This window comes from Pseudomonas sp. Z3-6 (genome assembly GCF_051131985.1).
Classification (GTDB): domain Bacteria; phylum Pseudomonadota; class Gammaproteobacteria; order Pseudomonadales; family Pseudomonadaceae; genus Aquipseudomonas; species Aquipseudomonas zanjanensis.
Window position 1 is genome coordinate 2521357 of sequence record NZ_CP071644.1, and the last position, 25082, is coordinate 2546438.

Consider the following 25082-nt stretch of genomic DNA (forward strand, 5'->3'; position numbering starts at 1 on the left):
TGCTCGCTCCCACGATGGATTTGCGGTGGACGCATGACGGATAGCTAGCCGGTTAACCTGTGGGAGCGAGCTTGCTCGCGAAGAGGCCAGCACATCCAACATCCCTGCAAGCTGGCCCACCGCCATCGCGAGCAGGCTCGCTCCCACAATGGATTTGCGGTGGACGCATGGCCGATGGCTAGCCGGTTAACCCTGTGGGAGCGAGCCTGCTCGCGAAGAGGCCAGCACATCCAACATCCCTGCAAGCTGGCCCACCGCCATCGCGAGCAGGCTCGCTCCCACAATGGATTTGCGGTGGACGCATGGCCGATGGCTAGCCGGTTAACCCTGTGGGAGCGGGCTTGCTCGCGAAGAGGCCGGCACATCCCACATCTATGCAAGCTGATCCACCGCCTTCGCGAGCAAGCCCGCTCCCGCAGGCCATCTGCGGTGAGCAGATCGCGATGGCTCCCCAAAAAAATATTCACCCTGCTGCCGGTAGTGTCTTTCGTCGAAAATATTCCAGGTTTGATGGCTTTTTGACATTTGGTTCGTGCGTCCCAGCCACGATTCAGTACAATCGCCGGCCCCCACCGGGCATGGAAGCCGTCCGGTTCTCCTGTTACGAGAAAAAACCATGCTCATCGGCAGTTATTCCCCCGCCCTTGTTTCGATTTCCTTGTTTGTTGCCGTGCTGGCTTCCTACACCGCGCTGGATTTGGCCGGGCGGATCGCGACCGCCAAGGGGCGCGCCGCGCATTTGTGGATGACCGGGGGCGCGCTGGCGATGGGAGTGGGCATCTGGTCCATGCATTTCATCGGCATGCTGGCGTTCACCTTGCCGATCGAGCTTGGCTACGACCTACCGATCACCGCGTTGTCGCTGCTGACCGCGATTCTTTCCAGCGGGTTTGCCTTGTGGCTGGTCAGCCAGCCGCGATTGCCGGCGTGGCAGTTGGCTTTCGGTGCGCTGATCATGGGCGCCGGAATCAGCGCCATGCATTACACCGGCATGGCCGCGCTGCGGATGCAGCCGGGCATCGATTACGACCCGACGCTGTTCACCGCTTCGTTGGTGATTGCCGTCGGCGCGTCTGCCGCGGCGCTGTGTATTGCCTTTCGCCTGCGCCAGAACACCCCCCACGTGCGTCTGGCCCGGGCGGGCGCCGCGGTGATCATGGGCATCGCCATCGTTGGCATGCACTACACCGGCATGGCAGGGGCGCGCTTCAGCGAGGGCAGCTTTTGCGGCTCGCTGGATGGCTTGAGCGGCAAGGGCCTGGACAATCTGGTATTGATCACCACCCTGGCGGTGTTGGCCATTGCCCTGCTGACCTCGATTCTCGATGCGCGCCTGGAAGCCCGCACCGCCGAGCTGGCCCAGTCCCTGACCCAGGCCAACCGGGAACTGACCCAGTTGGCCCTGCACGACCCCCTCACCGGACTGCCCAACCGTGTGCTGCTGGCCGATCGGATCGACCAGGCCATGCATCGGGTGCAAGAGCAGGGCGGTTGCTTCGCCTTGATGTTCATCGACCTCGACGGTTTCAAGCCAGTCAACGACGCCTTTGGTCACCACATGGGCGATCTGTTGCTGCGGGACGTGGCCCTGCGCCTGCGCGAAGACCTGCGCAGCCAGGACACCCTGGCGCGGATCGGCGGTGACGAGTTCGTGCTATTGGTGCAACTGGCCGAGCCCGACGATGCCCTGCGCCTGGCAGCCCGTCAGGTCGGCTTGATCGGGCGCACGTTCCGGGTGGCTGACCATGACTTGCAGATCTCCGCCAGCGTCGGCATCGCCGTTTACCCTGGCAACGGCCTGAGCGCCGAAGAGCTGTTGATGAACGCCGACGCGGCGATGTATCACGCCAAGGGCGCCGGCAAGAACGGCTACAGCTTTTTCGACGCCTCGATGAACAGCAACGCCCGCAAGCAATTGCAGTTGCTGCAAGATCTGCGCACGGCTGTCGAACAGCGGCAGTTCAGCCTGCATTACCAGCCCAAGTTTGATGCGGCCAATGGCCGTCCGGTCGGGGCCGAGGCCTTGTTGCGCTGGACCCACCCGACCCAGGGCCTGTTGATGCCCGACACGTTCATCGACCTGGCGGAAAAGACCGGCTTGATCATCCCCATCGGCGAATGGGTCTTGAACGAGGCCTGTCGGCAGATGCGCGAATGGTACGTGCTCGGTTATACCGACTGGCGCATCGCGGTGAACCTCTCGGCCTTGCAGTTCTGCCACACCGGTTTGGTCCAGAGCGTGGCCAAGGCGTTGGAAACGCATAAGCTGGCGGCCAACAGCCTGACCCTGGAAATCACCGAAACCACCGCCATGAGCGATGCGGACGCAAGCATGACGGTGCTGCAACAGCTGTCGGACATGGGCGTGGATCTGTCCATCGACGACTTTGGCACCGGCTATTCGAGCCTGATGTACCTCAAGCGCCTGCCGGCCAACGAGCTGAAGATCGACCGCGGCTTCGTGCGTGACCTGGAGCACGACAGCGATGACGCGGCCATCGTCTCGGCCATCGTCGCCCTCGGCCAGGCGCTGGGCCTGCGGATCGTCGCCGAAGGCGTGGAGACCGATGTGCAGCAAGACTTCCTGACCCAGCTGGGCTGCGATTCGCTGCAAGGTTACCTGTTGGGCCATCCGCTGCCGGCCGAGCGTTTCCTGCAGGAGATTCGCCAGGCCAAACGCCTGGCGGTGGTCTGAGACGCCCTCAGGGAACGATATCGAACGCCGTGCTACCCAGTCGCTCGCCGTTGACCAGCAGGTGCACGGCATGCCGGCCCGCGTAGTGTTTGCGGGTGGTCAACTCGCGAATGTATTGGGAACGGCTGAGGTTGACGCGACCCTGGGCGGGCAGGTCGAAGGTCTTGAGCTTGAAGACCTTCGCCGAGGTGCCGCCCGAGGCCTTCACGTAGTCGATGGCGTAGTCGATCACCAGGCGCTGGCTCTGTTCGAGGGTTGATTGCACGGTGAAGGACAGCGTGACCTGCTCCCCCAGGCGAATCACCGCTGGCGTCACCTGCAAATCCAACACCTGGACCTGCGCCTTGCCGCCGGCGCCGATCACCCCCAGTGCCCTGGGGTTGCCTTGCTTGATCAAGCTACGCAGCGCATGCCGGGCGATCCACGCCGTGTGACGGTCGTGCAGTGGCCAGCCTTCGATCTGGTCCAGCACCCAGTCGGGATGCTGCTTGGTGACATCGTTGAGGTGGTTGGCCACGGATTTGCGCACATAAAGGCTGTTGTCGGCCTTGAGCGTGTCGAGGATCGCGGCGGCGAGGTCGGGGTTGGCCTGGATCGGCTCCAAGTGGAACGACCACGGCAAGCGTGGCCGGCTGCCTTCGCTGGCGAGGCGGCGCACGTGCTCGTTGGCGTCCAGCGCCCAGTCGTGCATGACTTTGAGGGTGCGTTCCAGGTCGTCCCGCAGGAAGTGGCGCACGGCGAACTCCGACGAGCCGAACCGGGTGAAATACTTGAGCGCGTCCAACGACACGTCGAAGTGCTGCCGGCCGTAGGACGCCACATAGTGCGGCAGGAACATGCTGACGAACATGCTGTTCAGGCGCGGGGCCAGGGCGCGCAGCACCTCCAGCGACGCCTCGTAATCGAGGGGCAGCACCGTGTGCAGGCACTCACTGACCCGGGCCATGCGCTGCATCACCGACAAATCGGCCAGCCCATCGTTGGCCATGTGCAAGAACGCCTTGGCGTCGAAGGCAGGGTACACCCCGCGCATTTCGCCGGCGATGTGCTCCAGGCGGGCGTTGTTGAAGATTTCCTTGAGGGCAGGGGAAGAGGTGGTGGTGCTCATGGTGGGTCCGTCCGGCGGGTGTTGTCGTTCAGGCTTGCCACTATGCCATGCACAACCGTGGCGAGGGAGCTTGCTCCCGCTCGACTGCGCAGCAGTCGCAAACCCGGTGAATGCGGTATCACTGGATGAACGCGTTGCCTGGATTGGGGTCGCTGCGCAACCCAGCGGGAGCAAGCTCCCTCGCCACAGGGGAAGGGGGCTTTCAGAAGCAACAGTAAACGGAATGATTCGCCGCCCGCGCAGTCCCAGATTCTAGTCTTTTGAATAATTTGGAGTTTTTCTATGCGCCAACCCACCCTGATCGCCAGCCTGTTCCTGATCGCCGGCCTCACCGCCTTTGGGCCTGTTGCGCAAGCGGTCGAGAAAACCGGTGACGCCCTGGAGCATTCGCCGAGCAATGGCCGCAGGCTGGTGGAGAACGACCGGGTACCGGCGGACTACCAGCGTGCGGACAGGGCCGTGAAAAACTGGAAGCAGAAGGAACTCGAGCAGCCGACAAACGACCAGCAATGGGTGCAGATCGACGACAAGTACTTGCTGATCGAAACCGTGTCCGGCGCCATCGTCAAGATCGTTCCGGCCACCCGTTAAAGCACTTCGCCTTTGTCCCACAAATGCACCAACTCGCCAGGTGCCCGGTCCTCGGGCACCTGCAGCACCATCTCGTCGTCCTGATCGTTGGCGCGATAACGCACCTCGATCTGGAAAAACCGCTGGTCCCCGCGCCCGGGCGTGGAGGAGGTCAGCGGCAGGCAGCCCTCCAGGACCGAGCAGATGCGGGTGCGCTGGTCGAGGTCGCACTGGGCGAACTCGATTTCCCGTGGCCGGGTCAACGCATGGATGGCGGCCACGCCGCCCTGGCGCGACAGCCGTACCACGGCCTTGTCGTCGAGGTCTGGAAGGGTTTTCATCAGCTCTCCTGTGTCAGGTCGACGCCGACCTGGGCCCAGCCGTTCTGCACCGCTTGCACTTCCCGCGTGCCGAAGCGCTGGCGGGCGTGCTCGACAGTCAGGCGGGCGAAGGCGCTGAAGGACGCGTCATTGGCCAGTCTTCGGTCGCACAAGGTTTCATACCAGATCCGGCCGGCCTTTTCCCAGGCAAATCCGCCCAGCGTGGTCGCCGCCAGATAAAAGGCCCGGTTGGGAATGCCCGAGTTGATGTGCACGCCACCGTTGTCTTCACGGGTAATCACGAACTCGCGCATGTGCGCCGGTTGTGGGTCCTTGCCCAGCAACGGGTCGTCGTAGGCGGTGCCGGGGTTGGACATGCTGCGCAGGCCGTCGCCGTTGATCTTGTCGGTGAGCAGGTCGGCACCGATCAGCCAGTCGGCCTGGTCGGCGGTCTGTTCGAGCACGAACTGCTTGACCAGCACACCGAACACGTCGGAGATGGACTCGTTCAGCGCACCGGACTGGTTGGCGTAGATCAACCCGGCTTCGCTTTCGGTGACGCCATGGGCCAGTTCGTGGGCCACCACGTCGAGGGAGCGGGTGAAGCGCTGGAAGATTTCGCCATCGCCGTCGCCGAACACCATTTGCGCGCCGTTCCAGAAGGCGTTTTCATAGCCCTGGCCATAATGCACGCTGCCCACCAGGGCGAAGCCTTTGTTGTCGATGGAGTCGCGCCCCAGGACCTTCCAGAAAAAATCATAGGTGGCGCCGAGGGCATCGTAGGCCTCGTCCACGGCCGGGTCGCCACTGGCCGGCTGGCCTTCCAGGCGTACCGGCTGGCCGGGCAGTTCCATGCGGTTCTGCGCGTCGTGCACGCTGCGTTGTGGGTGTCCGGCCTTGCCGGGCTTGGGCAGCGCGGCCGCGACGGGCGGGTGGCTGGGCGGTCCAGGGTTGTGCCGCAGGTTGCGCACGTGGGTCAAGGTGCCGAGGGCGCTGGAGCGTTGCTGCTCGGAGCCATGGGCAATGATGCGATTGAGGATGTACGGCGGAATGAAACCGTGGAGCGGGCGAGAGTCGATCATCAGAAAATCCTTATCTGAAATGCAGGGTCGATACCCATGTGAACCGAAGAGGCCGTTGCGGTTCCGTGGCCATGGCAGACAACGTTTGCCATGGGCCCTGATTTCTGCGAAAACCCCGCGCCAGGATCACACGAGGGATACGCCATGAATGAAGAACTGCAAATCATCGACCTGCAACAGGGCGACGGCAAAAGCGTAGTCAAAGGTGCGCTGATCACCACCCAATACCGCGGCACCCTTGAAGACGGCACCGAATTCGATTCGTCCTACAGTCGCGGTAAGCCCTTCCAATGCGTGATCGGCACCGGCCGCGTCATCAAGGGCTGGGACCTGGGCCTGATGGGCATGCAGGTCGGTGGCAAGCGCAAGCTGCTGGTGCCGGCGCACCTGGCCTACGGTGAGCGGTCCATGGGCGCCCATATCAAGCCCAACGCCAACCTCATTTTCGAAATCGAGTTGCTGGAAGTCCTGACCCGGGACGATTGAGGGGCGTGGAGCGGGTCAGGATCGCTCGCTGAACACTGGGATGCGTCCGTTGACCGAGGGACGGTAGCGCCAAGTCAACTGCTCCAATCCGGGTTCGCTTTCCAGAAGTACCGCCAGGGTGGCGTGGGCGATGCCCATGGCCAGGGTTTGGCCCGGACATTCATGACGCCCGCTGCCGAAGCTGAAACTGCGGCGGTTCGGCCGGTCGAGCAACAGCGTGTCCGGTCGTGGGTTGAGCTGCGGGTCGCGGTTGGCCGAGGCCAGCAGCACCAGGATCGTTTCGCCGGGGTTCAAGGCGCTGCCGAGGATTTCGCAAGGGGCGGCGACGAAGCGGCGGGTGTTCTGCACGGGCGGGTCGAAACGCTGGATTTCGGCCAGCAACGGGCCGACTTGTGCCGGATCGTCCCGCAGTGCCTGGCGCAACGCCGGGTCGCCGATCAGCGCCAGCAGCGTGTTGCCGATCAGGCCAGCCGTGGCTTCGTAGGTTTGCGAGAGCAGGCCGATCAGGTTGGCGATCTTGCTGTCCGGCGCCGTGCCTTCGAAGCCTTGATCAATGTGCGTCAACAAAGGGTTGTCCTGCGCCTCGATCCGTTCCTCGAACAACCTGGCCAGTTGCTCGCTGGCCCGGTGCGCCGCGTCCAGTTGCGGCGCCTGGCTCAGGGGCGACAGGCAGGCGACGAAGCTCCCTGTCAATTCGCTGATCAGGTGACTGTCCGTCGGGTTGAAACCCAGCAACGCCGCGACCACGCTGACCGGCCCGATGAACTGGGCCTGATGCAGGCCTTCGGCGCCGTCCCGGAACAAGCGAGCCCTGACCCGTGCTTCGACCTGTCGGGGGGCGATGTCCTGCAACCCCGGCGCAATCGCCGCCCTCGGGCACCGCTGGCGTTCGCCTTCGTTCATGCGCATCAGGTGGCCGAACACGCGGCCGGCCGGCCCCCCGGCGATGGCCTTGGGCACGGGCTCGTGGGCCGGGCGCACGTGGCAATCGGGATGATGCAAGACTGCACACACTGCCTCGGCGCTGCTGGCGATCCACAGGTTCAGCCCGGGGTCGAAGGCCAGACCGCCGGCGGCGCGCAGGGTGGCGTAGAAAGGGTAAGGGTCGGGATGCGTCGCGGCGGTGATCGGGTCCATGAAGCGCTGCCTTGTTCGTGAGGAAGAAAGTGTTGCTACTATCTCCAGTCGATGCATGGCTTGATTCGTCAGGGAGCGAAATATGAACGCAGAACAACATGATCTGGGCGTGTCCCACGTGGCCGCGGCCATCGCCGAGCCGGCCCGCACCCGAATGCTCTGTGCGCTGATGGACGGCCATGCCCGCACCAGTACCGAGTTGGCGAGCATCGCCGAGGTCAGCGCTTCAACCGCCAGCGCCCATCTGGCGAAACTCAAGCAGATGGCCCTGGTGCGCCTGCATGTCCAGGGGCGGCATCGTTATTACAGTTTGGCGGACCCGCGCGTGGCCCAGGCACTGGAGGCGCTGATGGTGATCGGCCAGAGCGCCGCGCCGACCTTCACGCCGCGCACGCCGGATCGCCTGCAATTTGCCCGCACCTGCTACGACCACATGGCCGGCACATTGGCGGTGCGCCTGCACGATCGCATGCTCGAGATGGGGTGGTTGGTGGAGGTGGAGGTGGAGGGCGAGGGTTATCGACTGAGTGAATCCGGCGAGGCGCTGTTCGACGGATTGGGTATCGATGTCCAGCGCCTGGCCACGCAACGCCGCCGATTCGTCTGCCCCTGCCTGGACTGGAGCATGCGCCGCCCGCACCTGGGGGGAGCCTTGGGCGCGGCGTTGCTGCAAGTGGCGATCAAGCGCAAATGGGTGATCCAGGATTTGGACAGCCGGGCGCTGGGAGTGACGGCCAGTGGTCGCAGGGAGATGGTGTTGCGGTTTGGGATCAATGCCGAAATCGACGTCAAACCCACTGGCGTTTTCGCGAGCAAGCCCGCTCCCACAATGGATCTGCGCTGACCACAAGGCCCATGACCACCCCCAAATCCCCTGTGGGAGCGAGCCTGCTCGCGAAGGGGCCTTCACATCCACCCTCCATGCAAGCTGATCCACCGCTTTCGCGAGCAGGCTCGCTCCCACAGTGGACCTGCGTTGAACACAAGACCCCTGACCACCCAAGATCCCTGTGGGAGCGGGCTTGCTCGCGAAGGTGCCTTCACATCCAACCTCCATGCAAGCTGATCCACCGCTTTCGCGAGCAGGCTCGCTCCCACAATCGATCTGCGCTGAACACAAGACCCATGACCACCCCAAATCCCCTGTGGGAGCGAGCTTGCTCGCGAAGGGGCCTTCACATCCAACCTCCATGCAAGCTGATCCACCGCTATCGCGAGCAAGCTCGCTCCCACAGTGGGCCTGCGCTGAACACAAGGCCCATGTCCACCCCAAATCCCCTGTGGGAGCGAGCCTGCTCGCGATAGCCATTCCAGCACCACCCTCATCACCCAGCCATGTGCCTGCGCCGATATTCATCCGGCGTGGTGCCCATCATTTTGCGGAACATGCTGATGAATGCCGAGGCGCTGCTGTAGCCCAGGTCCAGGCCGATGGTTTCCACGCTCTGGCCGCGTTCCAGCAGGGCCAGGGCCTCGATGACTTTCAGGCGCTGGCGCCATTCCACCAAGGACATGCCCAGGTCCCGTTGGGCCCGGCGCATCAGTGTGCGCTCGGTGGTGTTGGCGGCGCGGGCCAGTTGCGGCAAGGAACGCGGGTCGCTGGGGTTCGCCTCCAGGGCCCGCAATACGGGCCCCAGCAGTGGGTCATCGGAGAAAGGCAAGTAACTGCCGACATGGGGCGCTTGCGTCAGTTTGTCCACCAGCACCTGCAACAAGCGCTGCTGCTCGGGCGTCTGCGGTTGGCTCGGTGGGTCGCTGCGCAGCTCTTCCAGCAACGCGCGGATCAGTGGGCTCAAGGTCAGCGCGCAGGGTACCGCCGGCAGCGCAGCGCACAGTTCAGCCGCCAGGTACAGCGAACAATGGCAGGCCTCATGCCGATTGAAGCCCACGTGTTCCATGTCCGGCGGCAGCCAGATGCCGTACTGCGGTGGCGCCAGGTAATGGTGCTGGGCGATCTCGATTTCCATCACCCCACTGTAGGAATAGACGAACTCACCCCAGGCATGCCGGTGCCGCGGGTAAGTGGCGTGGGCCGGCATGCAGGCGCTGCGGAAGAAAATCGGCGAGGGCAGGGCCGCGTCGAACGGAGGAATCTTCAGGTGTTGGGCTGGAGGCTGCATATCGACCGCAATGGCGGATTACCGGGATGGCTTGTCGGGTAATCACTATATCCAGCAAAGGTGTCAGGCAGACAATCCTTTCATCTGTTATTTCTGCCCAAAGGACCTTTCCCATGACCACCCGCCGTGCCTTGGATGGCCAGGTCTGCGCCCTGATGACTGGCCTCTGTGCCATCTGGGGTTTCCAGCAAGTCGCGATCAAGGCCGGTGCCGTCGACATGGCGCCGATGCTGCAGCTGGGCGTGCGCTCGGCCATCGCCGCGGTACTGGTCTGGCTGTTGGTGCTGGCCCGCGGTGAGCGTCTGTCCCTGGCCGATGGCAGTTGGCGCCCCGGCCTGCTGGTGGGGTTGTTGTTTGCCTTGGAGTTCGTATTGGTGGGCGAAGGCCTGCGCCATACGACGGCTTCGCACATGGTGATTTTCCTCTACACCGCACCGATGTTCGCCGCCCTCGGCTTGCACTGGAAACTGCCGAGCGAGCGTCTCAAACCGGCGCAATGGTTGGGCATCGCCGTTGCATTCGGCGGGGTCGTGGTGGCCTTCAGTGGCGGCTCGGGTGCAGCGAACGGTAGCTCATTGCTTGGCGATGGCATGGGCTTGCTGGCGGGTGCGCTGTGGGGCGCAACCACGGTGACGGTTCGTTGTTCGCGGTTGACCGACGTACCGGCCAGCCAGACGCTGCTTTATCAATTGGTGGGCGCCGGGGTGCTGTTGATCGGAATGTCGGCGGTGCTGGGACAAACGACGATCAATCCCACGCCGCAACTCATCGCCAGTATGGCGTTCCAGGTGTTGCTGGTGTCCTTCGCCAGTTTCCTGGTCTGGTTCTCCCTGCTACGCCGTTACCTGGCTTCGCAACTGGGGGTGCTGTCGTTCATGACGCCGCTGTACGGCGTCGGATTTGGCGTCTGGTTGCTGGATGAGCCGCTGGAACCGAACTTTATCGTTGGCGCGGTGATGGTGCTCGGCGGGATCTTGCTGGTCAGTGGTTACGGATGGTTTCGCCAGCGTTGGGGGCGGTGGCCGGTTTTACGGCGGGAGTAACTGAGCGAAGTGAAGTGTAAAAAAAGCCCACCCCTGCAAGAACAGGCGTGGGCTTTTTGTTACTGACCTCACCACTCAGTCAGGTGTAGCCACTGTGGCGAGGGAGCTTGCTCCCGCTCGGTTGCGCAGCGACCGCAAGATCTTGGGTCTGCTGCGCAGCCCAGCGGGAGCAAGCTCCCTCGCCACAAAAGCGTTGGCTCAAACCTTGACGATCCAACCCGCCGGCGCTTCCACGTCGCCGGTCTGCACGCCGGTCAGCTCTTTGTAGAGCTTCTGGGTGATCGGGCCGACTTCGGTTTCGCTGTGGAACACGTGCAGCTTGTCCTTGTAGCTGATGCCGCCAATCGGCGTGATCACCGCAGCGGTACCGCAGGCGCCGGCTTCCTTGAAGTCCGCCAGTTTGTCGATGAACACGTCGCCTTCGATCACTTCCAGGCCCAGGCGCGATTTGGCCAGTTCGATCAGTGACAGGCGGGTGATGCCCGGCAGGACCGAAGGGGAATTGGGGGTGATGAATTTGTTGTCGTGGGTGATGCCGAAGAAGTTGGCCGAGCCGACTTCCTCGATTTTCGAGTGGGTCAGCGGATCCAGGTAGATGCAGTCGGCGAAACTGGCCTTCTTGGCCTGGGAGCCGGGCATCAGGCTAGCGGCGTAGTTGCCACCGACCTTGGCCGCACCGGTGCCTTGCGGGGCGGCACGGTCGAAGCTGGAGATCAGGAAGTTGTGCGGGGTCAGGCCGCCCTTGAAGTAGGCGCCGACCGGGATGCAGAAGATCGAGAAGATGAACTCGGGCGCGGTGCGCACGCCGATGTTGTCACCCACGCCGATCACGAACGGGCGCAGGTACAGCGCGCCGCCGGTGCCATACGGCGGGATGAAGCGCTCGTTGGCGCGGACCACTTGCTTGCAGGCTTCGACGAACTGCTCGGTGTCGACGTGCGGCATCAGCAGGCGGGCGCAGCTGCGTTGCATGCGGGCGGCGTTCTGGTCCGGGCGGAACAGGTTGATCGAACCGTCCTTGCAACGATAGGCCTTCAGGCCTTCGAAGCACTGCTGACCGTAGTGCAGGGCAGTGGAGCCCTCGCTGATGTGCAGCACGTTGTCTTCGGTCAGGGTGCCTGTGTCCCAGGCGCCATCGCGCCAGTGCGACAGGTAGCGCTTGTCGGTCTTGATGTAGTCAAAGCCCAGTTTGTCCCAATTGATGCTCTCGTTACCCATGACACCCTCTATTTCCTGACAACCGTCGAAACGGTTCAAGGCTTCTGACGTTTTGAATGGGGACAACAATACTTCATTCCGGGGGTGTTTCGCAGCCTGCGCGATAAGGAGCAGGAGATATTTGCTGACGACTCCCCGTGGCGAGGGAGCTTGCTCCCGCTCGGCTGCGAAGCAGTCGTAACCCGGTGAACGCGGTGTGACTGGATAATCCCGTCGCTTGGATTAGGGCCGCTTCGCAGCCCAGCGGGAGCAAGCTCCCTCGCCACAGGTGAAACTCATGCCTACAGATGCGCTACACGTCTACAGATGCAACGCATGCCCCAACGCCCGCAACGCCGCTTCCTGCACGGCCTCGCCCAGGGTTGGATGGGCATGGATGGTGCCGGCGATGTCCTCCAGGCGCGCACCCATTTCCAAGGATTGGCCGAATGCGGTGGACAGCTCCGACACGCCCACGCCAACCGCTTGCCAGCCGACGATCAAGTGATTGTCCCGGCGCGCCACGACGCGGACGAAACCGCTCTTCGATTCCAGGGTCATGGCCCGGCCGTTGGCGGCGAACGGGAAGCTCGACACGATGCAATCCAGACCGGCAGCCTTGGCCTCGTCCGGCGTCTTGCCCGCCACGACCAGTTCCGGGTCGGTAAAGCACACCGCCGCGATGGCCGTCGGGTTGAATTCCCGGTGCTGGCCGGCGATCAGCTCGGCGACCATCTCGCCCTGGGCCATGGCCCGGTGGGCGAGCATCGGTTCGCCGCTCAAGTCGCCGATGGCCCAGACATTGCGCATGCTGGTCTGGCAACGGCTGTCGATCTTCACCGCCGCACCGTTCATCGCCAGGTTCAGCGCTTCGAGGTTCCAGCCCTGGGTGTTGGGTTTGCGTCCAACCGCCACCAGCACCCGGTCGGTGTCCAGGTTCAACGTGTCGCCATTGGGATCACGCACTTGCAAGGTGCTGGCCTGGGCGTCGAACCCTTCGACGCTGTGCTTGAGGTACAGCTTCACGCCCAATTGCTTGAGCGCCTCGTGCACCGGTTGCGTCAGCTCGCCGTCGTAGGCCGGCAGGATCCGTTCCTGGGCCTCGACCACGCTGACCTCGGCGCCGAGCTTGCGATAAGCAATGCCCAGCTCCAGGCCGATGTAGCCACCGCCGACCACCACCAGGTGCTTGGGCACCGAGGTGGGGGCGAGGGCTTCGGTGGAGGAAATGATCGGCCCGCCCACGGGCAGCATCGGCAGGTTGACGCTTTTCGAGCCGGTGGCCAGCAGCAGATGTTCGCACTGGATGCGGGTATCACCGACCTCGACAGTCTTGCCATCGATGACCTTGGCCCAGCCGTGAATGACCTGGACCTTGTGCTTCTTCAGCAACGCGGCGACGCCGGTGGTCAGGCGATCGACGATACCGTCCTTCCATTCCACGCTCTTGCCGATGTCCAGCGATGGCGCCGAAACCGTGATGCCCAAGGCTGAGCCCTGGCTGTGATGCCGGGTCTGGTGGAACTGCTCGGCCACATGGATCAACGCCTTGGACGGGATGCAGCCGATATTCAGGCAGGTACCGCCCAGCGCCTGGCCTTCCACCAGGATCGTTTCAATGCCCAGTTGGCCGGCGCGGATTGCCGCTACGTAACCGCCCGGGCCGCCGCCGCCGATCAGCAGCTTGGTGTTCAGAGTTTGCATGGCTTACTCCACAAATAAAGTGGCAGGTTGTTCGAGCAAGCCACGCAGGGCCTGGATGAATTGCGCCGCGTCCATGCCGTCGACCACCCGGTGATCGAAGGAACTGGAGAGGTTCATCATCTTGCGAATCACGATCTGGCCCTTGATCACCATGGGCCGCTCGACGATCTTGTTCACGCCGACAATCGCCACTTCCGGCAGGTTCAGCACCGGCGTGCTGACGATGCCGCCCAACGCGCCAAGGCTGGTCAGGGTGATGGTCGAGCCGGACAGTTCATCGCGACTGGCCTTGCCCGTGCGGGCCGCCGTGGCCAAGCGGGAAATTTCCGCCGCGCTGTCCCACAGGCTGCGAGCCTCGGCGTGACGCACCACCGGCACCATCAGGCCGATGTCGCTCTGGGTGGCAACACCGACATGCACCGCACCGGAGCGATGGATGACCTGGGCCTCGTCGTCGTAGCGCGCGTTCATTTGCGGGAAGTCCCGCAGGGCCACGACCAGGGCGCGGACCAGGAACGGCAGTAAGGTCAGCTTGCCGCGACTGACCCCGTGTTTTTCATTCAGGTGAACCCGCAGCTCTTCCAATGCGGTGACGTCGATTTCCTCGACGTAGCTGAAGTGCGCGGCGCGCTGGGTCGCTTCCTGCATGCGCTGGGCGATCTTGCGGCGCATGCCGATCACCGGGATCTGCTGCTCGTCATGGCGCTCGGCATAACCCGAGCCGCCCTTGGCCTGGGTCGACGAACCCTGGGCCAGATAGGCTTCCAAGTCTTCATGCAGAATTCGCCCGGCAGGGCCGCTGCCCTGGACCAGGCGCAACTGGATGCCCAGGTCCAGCGCGTGTTTGCGCACGGCCGGCGAGGCCAATGGACGCTCTTCCGGGTCGCGGGCCACAGGCGCTTGCGGGGCGCAACGTGGCGCGGCGGCTTTTTCCACCACCGGTTCAGGCGTGGCCACTGGCGCTGGCTTTGGCGCCTGTACAGCCGCCGCTGCTGGAACCGGTTGCGCCGATTCTTTCAAGTTACCCGCACCTTCGACTTCAATGCGGATCAGTTCGCTGCCCACCGCCATCACTTCACCGGGCTCGCCACCCAGGGCGATGACCCGGCCATGCACCGGCGAAGGGATGTCGACCATCGCCTTGTCGGTCATGACATCGGCCAGCACCTGGTCTTCGACCACCATGTCGCCGACCTTGACGTGCCACACCGACAGTTCAACTTCCGCGATGCCTTCGCCGATGTCCGGCATCTTGATAACGTGCGTGCCCATTCAGACCTCCATGACCCGTTTCAACGCCGCGCCCACACGGGACGGCCCTGGGAAATACGCCCACTCCTGCGCGTGCGGGTAGGGGGTGTCCCAACCGGTGACACGTTCGATGGGCGCTTCCAGATGATGGAAGCAATGTTCTTGCACCAGTGACACCAGTTCGGCGCCGAAACCGCAGGTGCGAGTGGCTTCGTGGACCACCACGCAACGGCCGGTCTTCTTCACGGATTTGACGATGGTGTCCAGGTCCAGCGGCCACAGGCTGCGCAGGTCGATGACTTCGGCGTCGATGCCGGTCTCCTCGGCGGCGACCTGGGAAACGTAGACCGTGGTGCCGTAGGTGAGGATGGTCACGTCCTTCCCCGGACGGGTGATGGCGGCGACGTCCAGCGGCACGGTGTAGTAGCCGTCGGGTACTTGCGCCTGCGGGTGTTTGGACCACGGGGTTACCGGACGGTCATGGTGACCGTCGAACGGGCCGTTATACAGGCGCTTGGGTTCGAGGAAAATCACCGGGTCATCGTTTTCGATGGAGGCAATCAGCAGGCCCTTGGCGTCGTAGGGGTTGGACGGCATCACGGTACGCAGGCCGCAGACCTGGGTGAACATCGCCTCGATGCTCTGGCTGTGGGTCTGGCCGCCATAGATCCCACCGCCGCAAGGCATGCGCAGGGTCATCGGCGCGGTGAACTCGCCGGCCGAGCGATAGCGCAGGCGCGCCGCTTCGGAAATGATCTGGTCCGATGCCGGGTAGACGTAGTCGGCGAACTGGATCTCGGCCACCGGCCGCAACCCGTAGGCGCCCATGCCCACCGCCACGCCGACGATGCCGCTTTCGGAAATCGGTGCGTCGAACACCCGCGAGGTGCCGTACTTGTTCTGCAGGCCTTCGGTGCAGCGGAACACGCCGCCGAAGTAACCGACGTCCTGGCCGAACACCACGACGTTGTCGTCGCGCTCGAGCATCACGTCCATGGCCGAGCGCAGGGCCTGGATCATGGTCATGGTGGTAGTGGTCATGGCGGTGTCCAACGCAATATTGTTGTTGTGATCGTTCATGTCAGATCCCCAACTGCTGACGCTGGCGCTTCAAGTGCTCCGGCATCTCTTTGTAGACGTCTTCGAACATGGTCGCGGCGCTTGGAATCTGCCCGCCGGCGAGAGTGCCGTACTGCTCGGCTTCCTTCTGCGCGGCGATCACCTCGGCTTCGAGTTCGGCGGTGACGGCGGCATGTTCCTCTTCGGACCACTGGCCGATCTTCACCATGTGCTGCTTGAGGCGGGCAATCGGATCGCCCAGCGGGAAGTGACTCCAGTCGTCGGCGGGGCGGTACTTCGAAGGATCGTCCGAGGTGGAGTGCGGGCCGGCGCGGTAGGTGACCCATTCGATCAGCGCCGGGCCGAGGTTGCGGCGGGCGCGTTCGGCGGCCCAGCGCGAGGCGGCGTAGACCGCCATGAAATCGTTGCCATCTACACGCAGGGAGGCGATGCCGCAACCGACGCCGCGTCCGGCAAAGGTCGTGGCTTCACCGCCGGCAATCGCCTGGAAAGTGGAAATCGCCCACTGGTTGTTGACCACGTTGAGGATCACCGGGGCGCGGTAGACGTGGGCGAAGGTGAGGGCGGTGTGGAAGTCCGATTCGGCGGTGGCGCCGTCGCCGATCCAGGCCGAGGCGATCTTGGTGTCGCCCTTGATCGCCGAGGCCATGCCCCAGCCCACGCCCTGGATGAACTGGGTGGCGAGGTTGCCGGAAATGGTGAAGAAACCGGCGTCCTTGACTGAGTACATGATCGGCAACTGCCGGCCCTTGAGCGGATCGCGCTCGTTGGACAGCAGTTGGCAGATCAGGTCCACCAGCGGCACTTCGCGGGCCATCAGGATGCTTTGCTGGCGGTAGGTGGGGAAGCACATGTCGTCGATGTTCAACGCCAGGGCCTGGGCGCTGCCGATGGCTTCTTCGCCAAGGCTCTGCATGTAGAACGACATCTTTTTCTGGCGCTGGGCGACTACCATGCGGTTGTCGTAGATGCGCGTCTTGAGCATGGCGCGCATGCCCTTGCGCAGGATCTCGACGGGGATATCCGCGGCCCAATCGCCCAGGGCATTGCCCTGGTCATCGAGCACGCGGATCAGGCTGCGGGCCAGGTCGGCGGTGTCGGCGGGTTCGACGTCGATGGGTGGTTTGCGCACCGTGCCGGCATCGGACAGATGCAGGTAGGAAAAGTCGGTCTTGCAGCCGGGACGGCCCGAGGGTTCGGGAACGTGCAGGCGTAGCGGTTCATACGCTGGGTTCATGGCTTTCTACGCTCGATCTTGTGAATTTCTTGTAGTGGGCGCGCTAGCTGACGAATTTCCCTGGGTAGGTGGGAAATTGTCCTACAACAATCATAGGCTCGACGAAGAAGAATATTTTTCTCTGTTCGCTTGCTGTTCAGATCATTTGCAGATAAAAAATCTGCACAATGATAAAAAACAGGACTATTTGTCTCATGCGTAAATTGGATCGCACCGACATCGGCATTCTGAACAGCCTTCAGGAAAACGCCCGCATCACCAACGCCGATCTCGCCCGTTCGGTCAACCTGTCACCTACGCCGTGCTTCAACCGCGTCCGGGCCATGGAAGAGCTGGGGGTGATTCGCGAGCAGGTCACGCTGCTGGATGCCGACTTGTTGGGGTTGCACGTCAACGTGTTCATCCATGTGAGCCTGGAGAAGCAGGTGGAAGAGGCGCTGCAGCACTTCGAGGAAGCGATTTCCGACCGGCCGGAGGTGATGGAGTGTTACCTGATGGCCGGCGACCCGGATTACCTGATCCGCGTGCTGGTGCCGACGATCCAGTCGTTGGAGCGGTTCATGATGGACTTTTTGACCAAGGTCCCGGGCGTGGCGAACATTCGCTCCAGCTTTGCCCTCAAGCAGGTGCGCTACAAGACCGCGCTACCGTTGCCGGCCAATGGGTTGACCTTGGGTACCTGAACATCAAAGGATCGCAGCCTTCGGCAGCTCCTACAGTTGTGGTTTTCTGACGGCTCATTGTTGCCTGACCCACGGCCATCGCGAGCAAGCTCGCTCCCACATTGGATTTGTGGTGTTGCCGGGTACTGCGACCGCCGCCAATTCTTGTGGGAGCAAGGCTTGCCCGCGATGACGGCGGCACATTCAATATCGCTGCAAGCTGACCCACCGCCATCGCGAGCAAGCTCAGCTCCCACGGGGATTGTGGTGTTGCCGGGTACTCAGACCGCCGCCAATCCCCTGTGTGCGAGCTTGCTCGCGATGGGGCCACCACATCCAACATCACCCAAAGCAGACCCACCGCCGTGGCGAGGGAGCTTGCTCCCGCTGGGTCGGTCCGACGCCTCGGGCGCAGCAGCCCCAAGCTTCTAGAGCTGGTTGATCGGAATCTTCAGATAAGTCACGCCATTGCCCTCGGCCGGTGGCAGGTGTCCGGCGCGCACATTCACCTGGATCGCTGGCAGCAGCAGGGTTGGCATGCCCAGGGTCTTGTCGCGCTGGGTACGCATGGCCACGAACGCGGCTTCATCGATCCCATCGCGGACATGAATATTGTGCTGGCGCTGTTCACCCACGGTACTCACGCACTGGGGCTCGCGCTCCTCCGGTGGATAGTCATGACACACATACAGCCGCACGCCCGCAGGGAAGGCCAGCAGCTTGCGGATCGAGGCGTAAAGCTGACGGGCGTTGCCACCGGGAAAGTCGCAACGGGCGGTGCCCACGTCGGGCATGAACAGCGTGTCGCCCACCAATATCACGTCGCCATCGATCAGGTAGGCCATGTCCGCCGGGGTGTGGCCGGGCACGTGCAGCGCGGTGGCCTTGAGGTTGCCGATCAGGAAGGATTCGTCGGCCGCGAACAGGTGGTCGAATTGCGAACCGTCGACGGCGAATTGCGGCTCCAGGTTGAACAGGGCCTTGAACACGTTCTGCACCTGGCCGATGGACTCGCCAATGGCAATCTTGCCGCCCAGTTCCCGACGCAGATAAGGCGCGGCGGACAGGTGATCGGCGTGGGCGTGGGTTTCCAGCAGCCATTGCACCGTCAACCGATGTTCACGCACAAACGCGATTACCCGATTGGCCTGCACGGTGCCGCTACGGCCTGAAGCCGGGTCGTAGTCGAGCACCGGATCGACCACCGCGCAGTGCCCGCCGTCGTGTTCGTACACGACGTAAGTAAAGGTCTTGGAGGCGGGGTCGAGAAAACTTTGGATCTGCGCGGGCATGACAGCGAACCTATGCGGGAAGAACTCATGAGGGGGCTGCTACGCCCGAGGCGTCGGACCGGCCCAGCGGGAGCAAGCTCCCTCGCCACCTCTCTATCTTGGATAAATGGCATTTGTTGCAAACCTTGAGGTTTACAACTTATGGTCCGCAGCTTAGTGAGGGCCAAGGCGTCCTGCAAATGCGATCGCACCTGCCAACAGGTGTGCGCGGCTTGAGAGAACCTGAATGTTACAGGCAAGTTTTTTTGGTGTGGTCATGGGCCTGGTCCTTGGCCTGACGGGCGCGGGCGGCGGCATCCTGGCGGTGCCAGCATTGGTGTTGGGACTGGGCTGGAGCATGACCCAGGCCGCGCCGGTGGCGTTGTTCGCGGTGGGCAGCGCCGCGGCGGTGGGGGCCATCGATGGGCTGCGTCATGGGCTGGTGCGCTATCGGGCGGCATTGCTGATTGCGCTGCTGGGTGCGGTGTTTTCGCCGCTGGGCATCTACCTTGCCCACCAGCTTTCGGAAAAAATCCTGATGATCCTGTTCAGCCTGTTGATGGTGCTGGTGGCGGCGCGCATGTTGCGCCGGGAAACGCCGCAAGCGGGGCCCAGCGATCACGGTGCCGCCAGTTGGGGCCAGAAGAATTGCATGCTCGACCGCCAGACCGGGCGCCTGGCCTGGACCGCCCGCTGCACAGCTACGCTGTCGGCATTGGGGGCAGTGACAGGCATGGTCTCGGGGCTACTGGGCGTGGGCGGCGGCTTCCTGATCGTGCCGGCGTTCAAGCAACTGACTGACGTGCAGATGCGCGGGATCGTCGCGACGTCCTTGATGGTCATCAGCCTGATTTCGCTGATTGGCGTGGTGGGCGCGTTTCATGCCGGCGTGAGCATCGACCGGGTCGGTGCGGTGTTCATTGCGGCGAGTATTGCTGGGATGGTGCTCGGGCGGCGATTGTCGACCCAGGTCCCGGCCCGGGCGTTGCAGGTGGGGTTTGCCGGGGTGTGCCTGACGGTGGCGGTGTTCATGTTGGTGCGGGCTTAGCGACGACGAATCAGGATTGCACATTGCCTTTGTGGCGAGGGAGCTTGCTCCCGCTGGACTGCGAAGCAGGCCCATACGGTCTTGACCCACGGCGTCTGCTTTGCAGCCGAGCGGGAGCAAGCTCCCTCGCCACAGGGGGCGATGTGATCCGCCTAACCACAGGGATCGCGTGATGTTTACAACGTTCGGCACTGCATCGAAAACCCCAACGCCACCGATTGCCCTTGCTCAAGCAAACGCAACCCCGGCCGTCCTGGCAGGTGGTGGGCATTGACCGGATGACTGACCGGTTCGATGCAGAAGAAATCCAAACCGACTGGACAGTACAGCAGGAAAAATTCGCTGCCGCTGGCACGGCATTCCAGTTCATAACCCAGGTCCGGTTGTTGGATCAGGCACTGCCCATCCCAGCCACCGAAGCCGTTGTCGACAAGGGTGTCCGGCAGTAACCGGGATTGCTGGAAATCCCACTCCGAGGGAACGCCCCTCAATTCCGTTGGCAGTTTCGAGGCGTCGCACATCCACACTTCGCTGGCACCGGTTTGCAGGCGGGTACCGCTTGTGCGCGGGAAATACGGATGCAAACCCAGCCCGTGCCAGGCGGCCTGTTCGGCCATGTGTGTTACGTGCAGAGCGATTTGCAATTGGCCGCCGCTGAGGCGGATCCGCAGGCTGGCGCAATAGGCAAATGGGGTTTGGCTGTCGAGTTGCAACAAGGCTTCCTGGGCACTGTGCTCTGTCACTTGCCACGGTTGCCGCCAGGCACTGCCATGGATCGGAAACGGATCGTTGGGGCTGTTGGCTTCCAGGGCGAGCCAGCCGCCAGGGCAATCGAAACCGCCTTGGGCGATCCGGTTCGACCACGGGATCAACGGGAAGCAGCCGAGTTTGCCTGGCAGGCCGTTTTCCAGTGCGTGCGGCGCGGGCGGGCGTAGCAGGGGAGCGCCGGTGCTGCGCAATGTCCATTCAACGAGGCTGGCGCCCAGGTGCGGGGCCAGGGTCAGGCGGGTCAGTTCGTCTTCGAGGTAGAGAAGGGGCTGCGTCATGGTGGTCGCGTCTATTGGGAAGGGCAGATATAGGACGGGCAGATAGCTTTTTTGGGAAGGGCAGATAGCTTTTGTGGCGAGGGAGCTTGCTCCCGTTCGGCTGCGGAGCAGACGCCCGAGTTCAAACCGGGTGGGCCTGCTGCGCAGTCCAGCGGGAGCAAGCTCCCTCGCCACAAGGGGGCTTGCTCGCCTACAGGGTTACAACACCAAATGCGGCAACCACAGCGAAATGGCAGGCACGTAGGTCACCAGCAGCAGCACCAGGAACAGCATGGCGTAGAACGGCAGCAGGGCCTTGACCGTGCTTTCGATGCTGACCTTGCCGATGGCGGAACCGACGAACAACACCGCGCCCACCGGTGGCGTGATCAGGCCGATGCCCAGGTTCACCAACATGATCATGCCGAACTGCACCGGGTCCACGCCGATGCCGACGATCACTGGCATCAGGATCGGCGTCAGGATCAGGATCAGCGGCGCCATGTCCATCACGGTGCCCAACAGCAGCAACATCACGTTGATGCACATCAGGATCACGTAGCGGTTGTCCGACAGGGTCAGGAACGCGGTGGTGATCTTCGCCGGGATTTCCATCAGCGTCATGATGTAGCCGAAGCTGGCCGCGAAGCCGATCAGGATCATCACGATGGAGATGGTGCGTACCGTACGGTGCATCAGTTTCGGCAACTCGCTCCACTTGTAGTCGCGATAGACGCACATGGTGACGAAGAACGCCCACACCACGGCAATGGCGGCCGATTCGGTGGCGGTGAACACACCCGAGAGAATGCCGCCAAGGATGATGAACAAGGTCATCATGCCCCACATGGCTTCCTTGCAGATCTTCAGCGCTTCTTTGAGCGGAATCACTTCGCCCTTGGGGTAATTGCGCTTTTTCGCGAAAACCAGGCACAGCGCCATCAGGCAGAGGTTCATCATGATGCCGGGAACGATGCCGGCCATGAACAGCGAACCGATGGAGACGGTGCCGCCGGCGGCAAGGGAGTACAGCACCGCGTTGTGGCTGGGCGGTGTCAGCAGCGCTTGTACCGAACCACTGACGGTGACGGCGGTGGCGTATTCACGCGGATAGCCCCGGCGTGTCATTTCCGGGATCAGCACCGAGCCGACCGAGGCCGTATCGGCCACCGAGGAACCGGAGATCGCGCCAAAGAAACTCGAGGCCACGAGGTTGACCAAGGACAGGCCACCGCGCACGAAACCTACCAGCACGCTGGCGAAGGCCACCAAGCGGCGGGACATGCCGCCCTCGGCCATGATCGCACCGGCCAGCACGAAGAACGGAATGGCCAGCAGCGAGAATTTGTTCACCCCGCCCGTTATCTGAATCATCATGGCCTGGAACGGAATATCGATCCACCACGCCCCGATCAGGGCGGCAGCGCCCAGCGCGTAGGCGACCGGCATGCCGATCAGGATCAACAGCAAAAAACTGCCCAGCAGAATCAGAGCGTCCATTAAGCGGCACCTTCGTTTTCTTCAACCAGGTCGAACTGCACGACCCGACGCTGGCTTTGATCACCCAGCAAGAGTTTTTCCAGGACAAAAATCAGGGTCAGGAAACCACCGACCGGGATCGGCATGTACGTGATGCCGACGCGCAGGGTAGGGATGGCGCTCATGAATTGATTCCAGGTGGTCATGCACAGCTTGGTGCCCCAGATGGTCATGAAAATGCAGACGGCTGCCATCAGCAGTTGGGAGAAAATCGACGCTGCGTTTTTCAAGTGAGGTGGCAGGCGGCTGGTGACCATGTCCACGGCCATGTGCGAGCCGGAGCGGTAACTGGCGGCGGCACCGATGAAGGTGAACACGATCATCAGCAAAATGGCGGTGGGTTCCGGCCAGCTCGAGCCTGAGCCCAGCACGTAGCGGGCGAATACCCCCCATGGAATCATCAGGGCAACTGCCAGGACGGAGAGGCCGGCGACCCAGATGCAAGTCATGTAAATCTTGTCGTTGATACGCAGCAGCAAATTCTTCATCGGGTTCCACCGTAACTGGGCGCGCCTCTTAACCGCAGGCGCGCCCAGCCGTTTCATGAGTACAGATTAAGAGGCCTTACTGGACAGCTTCGATGCGCTTGATCAGGTCGGCGTACGGCGCACCGTATTTGGCCCGGATTGGCGCAGTGGCGTCATAGAAGGGTTTCTTGTCGACGGTGATGAACTCGACGCCGGCGGCCTTGAGTTTTTCTTCACTGGCGGCGGACTTCTTGTCCCACAGCACGCGCTCTTCAGCCTGGGCAGCCTTGGCGGCTTTCTTCACCATGTCCTGCTGCTCTGGGGTGAGCTTGTTCCAGGTGATTTTCGACATCACGATTGGCTCAGGCAGGATCAGGTGGCCGGTCAGGCTGTAGAACTTGGCGTTCTGGTAGTGGTTGTGCTCGAGCATGGTCGGCGGGTTGTTTTCCGCGCCGTCGATCACGCCGGTCTGCAAGGCGCTGAAGATCTCGCCGGTGTCCATCGCGATGCCGTTGGCGCCCATGGCGTTGAAGGTCTCGATGAACATCGGGTTGCCTTGGACGCGAATCTTCATGCCCTTGAGGTCTTCGATCTTGCGCACCGGCTTCTTGGTGTAGAGGTTGCGCGTGCCGCCATCCATCCACGCCAGGGCTACCAGGCCGAACTCGGAGTTGGTGATGCGGTCGAGGATCGCATCGCCGACTTCACCGTCGATCACGGCGCGCATGTGCGCCTGGTCGCGGAAGATGAACGGCATGTTGAAGACGTTCACGTCCGGCACCACAGGGCCGACGATGCCCAGGCTGACGCGGGACATCTGGATCGCGCCGGCTTGCATCTGCTCGATGACTTCTTTTTCAGAGCCCAGTACGCCACCCGGGAAGTACTTGAACTTCAGTTCGCCTTTGCTCTCGGCTTCCAGGGTCTTACCCATGGACTCCTCAGCGACCACGGTTGGGTAGCCCTTGGGGTGGATGTCGGCGATCTTGATGTCCAGAGCGTGTGCCGCCTGGGCCAGGAAGGCCAGGGGCAAGGCCGCGATCAGAAGTGTGCGTTTGAAATTCATGGTCAATCTCCAGTGTTGTTGTTTTTATGTCTATCGATGTGAAGCGGCAAAGCAGATCAGTTTGCGGAGTGTTTCCGTCCTCCGAACGCAGGTTCAGCCAGGCCCTTGACGCCGGGGTTCAGTGCGAACACGCCACCGGCCAGGGATTGCGGGTCGTTGTCGTCGCCCGGGCGGATCGAGGTGACAAAAAGGGTGTCCAGCTGGCTGCCGCCAAAGGCGCACATGGTCGGTTTTTTCACTGGCACTTCCAGCGAACGGTCGAGACGTCCGTCCGGGGTGAAGCGGTGAATCAACCCAGCGTCGTTGGCGCAGATCCAGTAGCAACCGTCGGCGTCGACCGCCGCGCCATCCGGGCGACCGGCCAACGGCAGCATGTCGACGAACAGCCGGCGGTTGGACGGGGTGCCGCTGTCGATGTCGTAGTCGAAGGCCCAGATCTGTTGGATCAGCGGGTGAGAATCGGAGAGGTACATCGTCCGGCCGTCCGGGCTGAAACCCAGCCCGTTGGGCACGATGAACCCACTCAGTTGCGCCTCCACCGGGCTGCGTTGCCCGGCGTCATAACGGTACATCCGGCCTTCGTCGGCGTTGGCGCCCATGTTCAGCACCATGCTGCCGGCCCAGAAACGGCCCTGGCGGTCGCAACGGCCATCGTTGAGGCGCATGTCGGTGCGGCTGTGTTCGACGCTTGCACAGAGTTCGCTGTCCAGGCTGCCGTCGTCATGGGGGTGCAGGCGAAAGAAACCGCTTTCCATGCCCGCGATCCAGCCGCCGTCCTGGTGGCGGGCGATGCAGGCGAGCATTTCGGGCGCTTCCCAGCCTTGGACTTTTCCGCTGCTGGCGTTCCAGCGTTGCAGGCCACCGTTGGGGATGTTCACCCAGTACAGCGAGTTTTCCTCGGGGACCCACACCGGGCTTTCCCCGACAGCATTGCGTGCATCGACAATCAATTCGGCTTGCATGGTGATTCCTTG

The 25082-nt window shown here is 62.9% G+C and carries 23 protein-coding genes; 7 read left to right on the forward strand and 16 right to left on the reverse strand.

Annotated elements, in window-relative coordinates:
- Positions 1 to 616: 616 nt before the first annotated feature.
- Positions 617 to 2695, forward strand: coding sequence for a putative bifunctional diguanylate cyclase/phosphodiesterase (locus J3P88_RS11600; protein WP_434575313.1), 2079 nt, complete (start codon positions 617 to 619; stop codon positions 2693 to 2695).
- Between the two features lie 7 nt (positions 2696 to 2702).
- Here the strand turns inward: J3P88_RS11600 and J3P88_RS11605 are convergent, their stop codons facing one another.
- Positions 2703 to 3803 carry a DNA alkylation repair protein gene (locus J3P88_RS11605; RefSeq protein WP_434575315.1) on the reverse strand — a complete coding sequence of 367 codons (1101 nt, stop codon included), beginning with the start codon at positions 3801 to 3803 and terminating at the stop codon, positions 2703 to 2705.
- Between the two features lie 282 nt (positions 3804 to 4085).
- Here J3P88_RS11605 and J3P88_RS11610 point away from each other — a divergent pair, with 282 nt between their 5' ends.
- A complete protein-coding gene (locus tag J3P88_RS11610) occupies positions 4086 to 4394 on the forward strand; it encodes an RcnB family protein (protein ID WP_434575316.1) in 309 nt (102 codons plus the stop codon).
- Here J3P88_RS11610 and J3P88_RS11615 read toward each other — a convergent pair.
- Both J3P88_RS11615 and J3P88_RS11620 read right to left on the reverse strand, forming a co-directional pair.
- Positions 4391 to 4714 carry a protealysin inhibitor emfourin gene (locus J3P88_RS11615; protein ID WP_053122893.1) on the reverse strand — a complete coding sequence of 108 codons (324 nt, stop codon included), beginning with the start codon at positions 4712 to 4714 and terminating at the stop codon, positions 4391 to 4393. The genes J3P88_RS11610 and J3P88_RS11615 overlap by 4 nt on opposite strands.
- Complete coding sequence (locus J3P88_RS11620; RefSeq protein WP_411387197.1) at positions 4714 to 5775, reverse strand: M4 family metallopeptidase; 1062 nt, start codon at positions 5773 to 5775, stop codon at positions 4714 to 4716. Before J3P88_RS11620 ends, J3P88_RS11615 begins: the two co-directional genes overlap by 1 nt.
- Before the next feature lie 144 nt (positions 5776 to 5919).
- Here J3P88_RS11620 and J3P88_RS11625 point away from each other — a divergent pair, with 144 nt between their 5' ends.
- The gene (locus tag J3P88_RS11625; RefSeq protein WP_092254046.1) at positions 5920 to 6261 is read left to right on the forward strand and encodes an FKBP-type peptidyl-prolyl cis-trans isomerase; all 342 of its coding nucleotides are present in this window, start codon (positions 5920 to 5922) and stop codon (positions 6259 to 6261) included.
- Positions 6262 to 6276: 15 nt separating this feature from the next.
- Here the strand turns inward: J3P88_RS11625 and J3P88_RS11630 are convergent, their stop codons facing one another.
- On the reverse strand, positions 6277 to 7398 hold the full coding sequence (locus J3P88_RS11630) for a cytochrome P450 (RefSeq protein WP_434575319.1): 1122 nt from the start codon (positions 7396 to 7398) through the stop codon (positions 6277 to 6279).
- A gap of 82 nt (positions 7399 to 7480) precedes the next feature.
- Between J3P88_RS11630 and J3P88_RS11635 the strand changes: the two genes are divergently transcribed.
- Positions 7481 to 8242 carry an ArsR/SmtB family transcription factor gene (locus tag J3P88_RS11635; protein WP_434575321.1) on the forward strand — a complete coding sequence of 254 codons (762 nt, stop codon included), beginning with the start codon at positions 7481 to 7483 and terminating at the stop codon, positions 8240 to 8242.
- Positions 8243 to 8723: 481 nt separating this feature from the next.
- Here the strand turns inward: J3P88_RS11635 and J3P88_RS11640 are convergent, their stop codons facing one another.
- A complete protein-coding gene (locus J3P88_RS11640; RefSeq protein WP_186706150.1) occupies positions 8724 to 9518 on the reverse strand; it encodes an AraC family transcriptional regulator in 795 nt (264 codons plus the stop codon).
- Between the two features lie 113 nt (positions 9519 to 9631).
- Between J3P88_RS11640 and J3P88_RS11645 the strand changes: the two genes are divergently transcribed.
- Complete coding sequence (locus tag J3P88_RS11645; protein WP_434575323.1) at positions 9632 to 10561, forward strand: DMT family transporter; 930 nt, start codon at positions 9632 to 9634, stop codon at positions 10559 to 10561.
- Between the two features lie 198 nt (positions 10562 to 10759).
- On the opposite strand, the gene J3P88_RS11650 is transcribed toward J3P88_RS11645, so the two are convergent.
- The 5 genes from J3P88_RS11650 to J3P88_RS11670 all read right to left on the reverse strand — a co-directional run bounded on the left by J3P88_RS11650 (position 10760) and on the right by J3P88_RS11670 (position 17030).
- Positions 10760 to 11779 (reverse strand): branched-chain amino acid aminotransferase, encoded by a 1020-nt coding sequence (locus tag J3P88_RS11650; RefSeq protein ID WP_186706271.1) that lies wholly within the window; start codon positions 11777 to 11779, stop codon positions 10760 to 10762.
- A 300-nt stretch (positions 11780 to 12079) separates the two neighbouring features.
- Entirely contained in the window at positions 12080 to 13462 is a 1383-nt protein-coding gene (lpdA, locus tag J3P88_RS11655; RefSeq protein ID WP_434575325.1) for a dihydrolipoyl dehydrogenase, read from the reverse strand.
- Between the two features lie 3 nt (positions 13463 to 13465).
- Positions 13466 to 14734 (reverse strand): dihydrolipoamide acetyltransferase family protein, encoded by a 1269-nt coding sequence (locus tag J3P88_RS11660; RefSeq protein WP_434575327.1) that lies wholly within the window; start codon positions 14732 to 14734, stop codon positions 13466 to 13468.
- On the reverse strand, positions 14735 to 15793 hold the full coding sequence (locus J3P88_RS11665) for an alpha-ketoacid dehydrogenase subunit beta (RefSeq protein WP_434575328.1): 1059 nt from the start codon (positions 15791 to 15793) through the stop codon (positions 14735 to 14737).
- 1 nt (position 15794) lies between these two features.
- Positions 15795 to 17030 carry a 3-methyl-2-oxobutanoate dehydrogenase (2-methylpropanoyl-transferring) subunit alpha gene (locus J3P88_RS11670; protein ID WP_030141238.1) on the reverse strand — a complete coding sequence of 412 codons (1236 nt, stop codon included), beginning with the start codon at positions 17028 to 17030 and terminating at the stop codon, positions 15795 to 15797.
- 194 nt (positions 17031 to 17224) lie between these two features.
- Here J3P88_RS11670 and bkdR point away from each other — a divergent pair, with 194 nt between their 5' ends.
- On the forward strand, positions 17225 to 17713 hold the full coding sequence (gene bkdR, locus J3P88_RS11675) for a Bkd operon transcriptional regulator BkdR (RefSeq protein WP_003202929.1): 489 nt from the start codon (positions 17225 to 17227) through the stop codon (positions 17711 to 17713).
- Between the two features lie 407 nt (positions 17714 to 18120).
- On the opposite strand, the gene J3P88_RS11680 is transcribed toward bkdR, so the two are convergent.
- Complete coding sequence (locus J3P88_RS11680) at positions 18121 to 18984, reverse strand: MBL fold metallo-hydrolase (RefSeq protein ID WP_434575330.1); 864 nt, start codon at positions 18982 to 18984, stop codon at positions 18121 to 18123.
- Positions 18985 to 19210: 226 nt separating this feature from the next.
- On the opposite strand from J3P88_RS11680, the gene J3P88_RS11685 reads away from it, so the two are divergent.
- The gene (locus J3P88_RS11685) at positions 19211 to 20011 is read left to right on the forward strand and encodes a sulfite exporter TauE/SafE family protein (protein WP_434575332.1); all 801 of its coding nucleotides are present in this window, start codon (positions 19211 to 19213) and stop codon (positions 20009 to 20011) included.
- A gap of 176 nt (positions 20012 to 20187) precedes the next feature.
- Here J3P88_RS11685 and J3P88_RS11690 read toward each other — a convergent pair whose 3' ends face one another.
- The 5 genes from J3P88_RS11690 to J3P88_RS11710 form a co-directional block, all read right to left on the reverse strand.
- A complete protein-coding gene (locus tag J3P88_RS11690) occupies positions 20188 to 21057 on the reverse strand; it encodes an aldose 1-epimerase (RefSeq protein ID WP_434575334.1) in 870 nt (289 codons plus the stop codon).
- 198 nt (positions 21058 to 21255) lie between these two features.
- Entirely contained in the window at positions 21256 to 22536 is a 1281-nt protein-coding gene (locus tag J3P88_RS11695) for a TRAP transporter large permease (RefSeq protein ID WP_434575336.1), read from the reverse strand.
- On the reverse strand, positions 22536 to 23063 hold the full coding sequence (locus J3P88_RS11700; RefSeq protein WP_186706158.1) for a TRAP transporter small permease: 528 nt from the start codon (positions 23061 to 23063) through the stop codon (positions 22536 to 22538). The genes J3P88_RS11695 and J3P88_RS11700 overlap by 1 nt, the downstream gene beginning before the upstream one ends.
- 76 nt (positions 23064 to 23139) lie before the next feature.
- Complete coding sequence (locus J3P88_RS11705; protein ID WP_186706159.1) at positions 23140 to 24108, reverse strand: TRAP transporter substrate-binding protein; 969 nt, start codon at positions 24106 to 24108, stop codon at positions 23140 to 23142.
- A 56-nt stretch (positions 24109 to 24164) separates the two neighbouring features.
- The gene (locus J3P88_RS11710) at positions 24165 to 25070 is read right to left on the reverse strand and encodes an SMP-30/gluconolactonase/LRE family protein (RefSeq protein ID WP_434575339.1); all 906 of its coding nucleotides are present in this window, start codon (positions 25068 to 25070) and stop codon (positions 24165 to 24167) included.
- Positions 25071 to 25082: the final 12 nt, after the last annotated feature.

Bases quoted from the DNA above. Each gene is read 5' to 3' on its own strand.
- J3P88_RS11640 (WP_186706150.1), bottom strand. From the start codon at position 9,518: ATGCAGCCTCCAGCCCAACACCTGAAGATTCCTCCGTTCGACGCGGCC.
- J3P88_RS11650 (WP_186706271.1), bottom strand. From the start codon at position 11,779: ATGGGTAACGAGAGCATCAATTGGGACAAACTGGGCTTTGACTACATC.
- J3P88_RS11630 (WP_434575319.1), bottom strand. From the start codon at position 7,398: ATGGACCCGATCACCGCCGCGACGCATCCCGACCCTTACCCTTTCTAC.
- J3P88_RS11660 (WP_434575327.1), bottom strand. From the start codon at position 14,734: ATGGGCACGCACGTTATCAAGATGCCGGACATCGGCGAAGGCATCGCG.
- J3P88_RS11700 (WP_186706158.1), bottom strand. From the start codon at position 23,063: ATGAAGAATTTGCTGCTGCGTATCAACGACAAGATTTACATGACTTGC.
- J3P88_RS11680 (WP_434575330.1), bottom strand. From the start codon at position 18,984: ATGCCCGCGCAGATCCAAAGTTTTCTCGACCCCGCCTCCAAGACCTTT.
- J3P88_RS11665 (WP_434575328.1), bottom strand. From the start codon at position 15,793: ATGAACGATCACAACAACAATATTGCGTTGGACACCGCCATGACCACT.
- J3P88_RS11710 (WP_434575339.1), bottom strand. From the start codon at position 25,070: ATGCAAGCCGAATTGATTGTCGATGCACGCAATGCTGTCGGGGAAAGC.
- J3P88_RS11645 (WP_434575323.1), top strand. From the start codon at position 9,632: ATGACCACCCGCCGTGCCTTGGATGGCCAGGTCTGCGCCCTGATGACT.
- J3P88_RS11685 (WP_434575332.1), top strand. From the start codon at position 19,211: ATGTTACAGGCAAGTTTTTTTGGTGTGGTCATGGGCCTGGTCCTTGGC.
- J3P88_RS11605 (WP_434575315.1), bottom strand. From the start codon at position 3,803: ATGAGCACCACCACCTCTTCCCCTGCCCTCAAGGAAATCTTCAACAAC.
- J3P88_RS11695 (WP_434575336.1), bottom strand. From the start codon at position 22,536: ATGGACGCTCTGATTCTGCTGGGCAGTTTTTTGCTGTTGATCCTGATC.
- J3P88_RS11670 (WP_030141238.1), bottom strand. From the start codon at position 17,030: ATGAACCCAGCGTATGAACCGCTACGCCTGCACGTTCCCGAACCCTCG.
- J3P88_RS11620 (WP_411387197.1), bottom strand. From the start codon at position 5,775: ATGATCGACTCTCGCCCGCTCCACGGTTTCATTCCGCCGTACATCCTC.
- J3P88_RS11635 (WP_434575321.1), top strand. From the start codon at position 7,481: ATGAACGCAGAACAACATGATCTGGGCGTGTCCCACGTGGCCGCGGCC.
- J3P88_RS11625 (WP_092254046.1), top strand. From the start codon at position 5,920: ATGAATGAAGAACTGCAAATCATCGACCTGCAACAGGGCGACGGCAAA.
- J3P88_RS11610 (WP_434575316.1), top strand. From the start codon at position 4,086: ATGCGCCAACCCACCCTGATCGCCAGCCTGTTCCTGATCGCCGGCCTC.
- bkdR (WP_003202929.1), top strand. From the start codon at position 17,225: ATGCGTAAATTGGATCGCACCGACATCGGCATTCTGAACAGCCTTCAG.
- J3P88_RS11600 (WP_434575313.1), top strand. From the start codon at position 617: ATGCTCATCGGCAGTTATTCCCCCGCCCTTGTTTCGATTTCCTTGTTT.
- J3P88_RS11615 (WP_053122893.1), bottom strand. From the start codon at position 4,714: ATGAAAACCCTTCCAGACCTCGACGACAAGGCCGTGGTACGGCTGTCG.
- J3P88_RS11690 (WP_434575334.1), bottom strand. From the start codon at position 21,057: ATGACGCAGCCCCTTCTCTACCTCGAAGACGAACTGACCCGCCTGACC.
- J3P88_RS11705 (WP_186706159.1), bottom strand. From the start codon at position 24,108: ATGAATTTCAAACGCACACTTCTGATCGCGGCCTTGCCCCTGGCCTTC.
- lpdA (WP_434575325.1), bottom strand. From the start codon at position 13,462: ATGCAAACTCTGAACACCAAGCTGCTGATCGGCGGCGGCGGCCCGGGC.